Raw genomic sequence first — 4,525 nt, 5'->3', positions numbered from 1 at the left:
TTGGTGGTTTCCATACATTCTTTTGGAAGGAACGAATTGTTTTCTATTTTTTCCATTTCCATTTCATAACCGCTTTCACGAATAAGAATTAATATCTTTCGAGCTACATCTACACCACTTAAATCAATTTTCGGATCAGGCTCTGTAAATCCTTGAACTCCTGCTTCTTTTACTACATCGTGAAAGTTGTAGGTTTCGCTGAAATTATTAAATATAAAGTTCAAACTTCCTGATAAAACTGCATTAATTCTGTTCACTTTATCACCCGATGCTATTAAGTGTTTTAGCGTATCAATAATAGGAAGTCCGGCTCCAACATTGGTTTCAAATAGGAAAGGGGCATTGTATTTTCTAGATAAGTTTTTAAGGTTTTTGTAGTTGTTGTATTCAGAAGAACACGCGATTTTATTACAGGTAACTACTGCAACGTTTTGAGACAAAAACTTATCGTAAATATTGGCAATATCATAGTTAGCCGTAATATCAACAAAGATGCTATTGCGTAGGTTTAAGTCTTTTACACGAGCTATGAAATCAGCTACATTGGCATTTTCTCCTTGTGCTATAGTAGCTTTCCAATCTTTAAGGTTGATTCCTTCTTCATCAAAAACCATTTTTCGTGAATTGGCCATAGCAATAACGCGTACATTGATTTTCAAGTTTTCTTTTAGGAACTTTTTTTGTTGACTGATTTGGTCAATGAACTTTTCGCCTACATTTCCAACACCCATTACAAACAAGTTCAGCTGCTTGGTGTTATCTTCAAAGAAGCGCTCGTGTAGCGTATTGAGTGCTTTTTTAACGTCTTTTTCGTTAATCACAACTGATATGTTTCTCTCGGAAGCTCCTTGTGCAATAGCACGAATGTTTACATTATTTTTACCTAAAGTACTAAACATTTTTCCGCTAATACCTTGGTGGTTTTTCATGCTTTCGCCTACAAGCGCTACGATACATAAATCTTTCTCCACGATACATGGGTTGATTTTGTTTTGCGCAATTTCTAATTCAAAAGCTTTGTCTATCGCAGTTTTAGCTCTTTCGGCATCGGCATTTAGAATACCTATACATATTGAATGTTCAGATGAAGCTTGAGTGATGAAAATAACATTGATACTTTCATTAGACAATACTTCAAAAAGTCTTTTAGACGAACCTGCCACACCTATCATTCCAGAACCTTCAAGTGTAAGTAATGCAATTTTATCTATATGCGAAATGCCTTTAATTGGATTACTTGTAGCTTCTGGATTGTTAGAAATTAAAGTACCATAAGCTTCAGGTTCAAAAGTATTTTTGATAAAAATGGGAATACTGTCTTTTAAAACGGGCTGAATGGTTGGCGGATACAATACTTTTGCTCCAAAATGTGATAATTCCATGGCTTCTTGATAGGAAATAGTTTCTATCGGTTGGGCTTGTTTTACACTCTTTGGATTTGCGGTGAACATGCCGTTAACATCTGTCCATATTTCTAATACAGAAGCTTTTACAGCTGCCGCAATTATAGCTGCCGTATAATCGGAACCCCCACGACCAAGGGTTGTCGTATTGCCATCGAGGGATGAAGCAATAAATCCTGGGAAAAGTACCACTTGATACGCATTGTTTTTAAAATAGTCCGCAATTAATTGATTTGTGATCTCAAAGTCAACAGTAGCTTTACCAAAATTGGAATTCGTTTTAATTACTTCGCGACTGTCTTTGAAAGCGGAGTTGCTCACTTTTTGTTTCAGGGCAACCCCAATAATTTGAGAAGATAATAATTCACCAAAACCCGCAATGATATCTGCAGTTCTATTGGATATTTCGCCCAAAAGAAAACAACCGTCTAATAAGGTTTTTAACAAATTAATTTCATGGTTAATTTTTTCGATGATGTCACGCTGATCGCTCAAAGGAATTAATTCCTTTATAGCGTCTTTATGTTTTTGGTCTATTTGACTAACAATGTCATTATAATTTTTATCTTTTGACGCTGCTGTTTTACCTGCTAAAATGAGTAAATCGGTTACGCCACTAAAAGCAGAAACCACAACAGCGAGTTTGCTTTCTTTACTTTTACGTGTAACAATTGCTATAGTTTTTGAGATATTAGTTGCATTGGCTACTGAGGTACCGCCAAATTTTAATACTATCATAATTTTATTTTTTTATTGGAAATATAAGTCATTATTTTTTCTCTCTCGTCATGGAAAGAACCTAAAAGGGATTATATGAAATATTTATACCCCAACAGGGGTTGTAGTTGTTGTGGTAGCAATAGTAGTTACAACTAACGTATTAGTTATTGTTGCTAAAGAAAATATGTCCTTTTTGTACCACATAATTTTCAAAAATACTACTTTTTGTTTATTAAAAAAGCTTTGCTATTATTTTTATGAATATCGCAGTATAATAGATATCAGTCAAAAAAACTATTATTTTTTTTAGTTTTGATACGCTTTAATTATTGATTTCTCAATAAAATAGTAGTAACAAAACTTGTTTTTTAGCTATTGTTTATAGATTTTTGAGCTCAATTTACAAACATCCAATGGACCATTCGCATTATATCAGCACTGAAGTATTGAGTTTAGAGACTTTACAAGAAATTATTTCTCAACATAAATCCCTTTCTCTATCAGAAGAAGCTAAAATCAACATTCAAAAGAGTAGGGACTATTTAGACCAAAAAATGGCTTCCAACGATGCGCCCATTTATGGCATTAATACCGGATTTGGGTCGTTGTGTAATGTGAAAATTTCTAATGAAAATTTATCGCAACTGCAATCCAATTTGGTTAAATCACATGCTTGTGGCACTGGCGATGAAGTGCCAAGTGAGATTGTAAAGATAATGCTTTTGCTCAAAATTCAAAGTTTGAGTTATGGTCATTCGGGAGTTCAATTGCAAACGGTGGAGCGTTTAGTTGATTTTTACAACAATGCTATTTTACCCGTAATATATACGCAAGGTTCGTTGGGAGCTAGTGGCGATTTGGCACCCTTAGCTCATTTATCTTTACCGTTATTAGGAGAAGGCGAGGTGAATTTTGAAGGAAGAAAAATACATGCTTCCGAAGTTTTAAAACATTTTAATTGGCAACCTATTGTGTTGCAATCCAAAGAAGGTTTGGCCTTGTTAAACGGCACGCAATTCATGAGTGCATATGGCTGTTATGTTTTACTAAAATCGATGAAATTCTCCTATTTGGCTGATGTGATTTCGGCTATTTCTTTAGAAGGATTTGATGGACGTATAGAACCTTTCAACGAATTAATTCATTATGTACGCCCACACAAAGGGCAAATTGTAACCGCCAAACGTATAACCGATTTGCTAGAAGACAGCCAAATCATAGCACAAGAAAAACAACACGTGCAAGACCCCTATTCGTTCCGTTGTATTCCTCAAGTGCATGGCGCTTCCAAAGATGCTATTGATTATGCCAAAAAAGTATTCAAAACCGAAATCAACTCGGTTACCGATAATCCAAATATTTTTAGTAGCGAAGATGTGATTATTTCCGGTGGCAATTTTCACGGACAACCTTTGGCATTAGCCTTAGATTTCTTGTCAATTGCATTGGCAGAATTGGGCAGTATTTCCGAAAGAAGAACCTACCAATTAATAGCAGGTTTACGAGGTTTGCCTCCTTTCTTGATAGACAACCCCGGATTGAATTCTGGATTTATGATACCACAATATACCGCTGCCAGTATTGCGAGTCAAAATAAACAATTGGCAACACCAGCCAGTGTAGATAGCATTGTTTCTAGCAACGGACAAGAAGACCACGTTTCTATGGGGGCGAATGCTGCCACTAAATGTTTGCGCATCATGGAAAACTTGGAACGCATTTTAGCCATAGAATTAATGAATGCCTCACAGGCTATTGAGTTTAGAAGACCACTACAGTCTAGTAGCTTTATTGAAATGTTCTTGAAATCTTATAGAGCCGAAGTGCCTTTGGTGAAAGAAGACCGAATTCTGCATTATGACATAGAAAACTCGGTAGCATTTTTGAATACTTTTTATATTGATTTGGAAGACTAACCAATATATCCTTTGCCTGCCTATTGATCCTATCGCGTGGGCTTTCCTTTTTTTAATACCAAATACACTAGCACGAACCACTCGTGCCAACTTGCTTTTTGCCCCTCTTGGGCCTATTATTTTTTAAGCTGTATTAATTCATTTTTTAATCTAGATGAAATAGAATTAGTTAATAAGGTTATACTTTTAGCGAAGTTTATTTATTATAAAAAAAGTATAAATATCACGTGAGTAAATAAACCCTCGGTTGTGGTTTTGTATTAATAATTTGGGTTTCCGAACGCTAATTTTGAGGTTTAGAACCGCAAATTGGAAGAATGAACAAGGTAGCCGAAAACTGGGGAGCGTAAGAGGGAAAAGCAGTTAATTAAAAGACCATTTGATGATTTGTAAAAAAATAATACACAACAAATGTTGAGCATAGCTATATAAAATAGATGGCTTTGCTCAACTAAATAACAAAAAACTGAGTATATATACAAGTTA

2 protein-coding genes are annotated in these 4,525 nt (G+C 35.0%); one reads left to right on the top strand and one right to left on the bottom strand.

Translation table 11 applies throughout. From position 1 onward, the window contains the following. Window positions 1-2,141: bifunctional aspartate kinase/homoserine dehydrogenase I (gene thrA, locus ACOYLT_RS10240; RefSeq protein WP_422853751.1), on the bottom strand; the 2,141-nt coding region annotated here is incomplete at its 3' end. A gap of 395 nt (window positions 2,142-2,536) precedes the next feature. On the opposite strand from thrA, the gene hutH reads away from it, so the two are divergent. After that, a complete protein-coding gene (hutH, locus tag ACOYLT_RS10235; RefSeq protein WP_422853750.1) occupies window positions 2,537-4,039 on the top strand; it encodes a histidine ammonia-lyase in 1,503 nt (500 codons plus the stop codon). Window positions 4,040-4,525: the final 486 nt, after the last annotated feature.

It is taken from the genome of Flavobacterium sp., from assembly GCF_049318185.1.
GTDB lineage: Bacteria > Bacteroidota > Bacteroidia > Flavobacteriales > Flavobacteriaceae > Flavobacterium.
The sequence above is the reverse complement of the archived record's forward strand: the minus strand, read 5'-3'. Positions and strand labels throughout refer to the sequence as shown.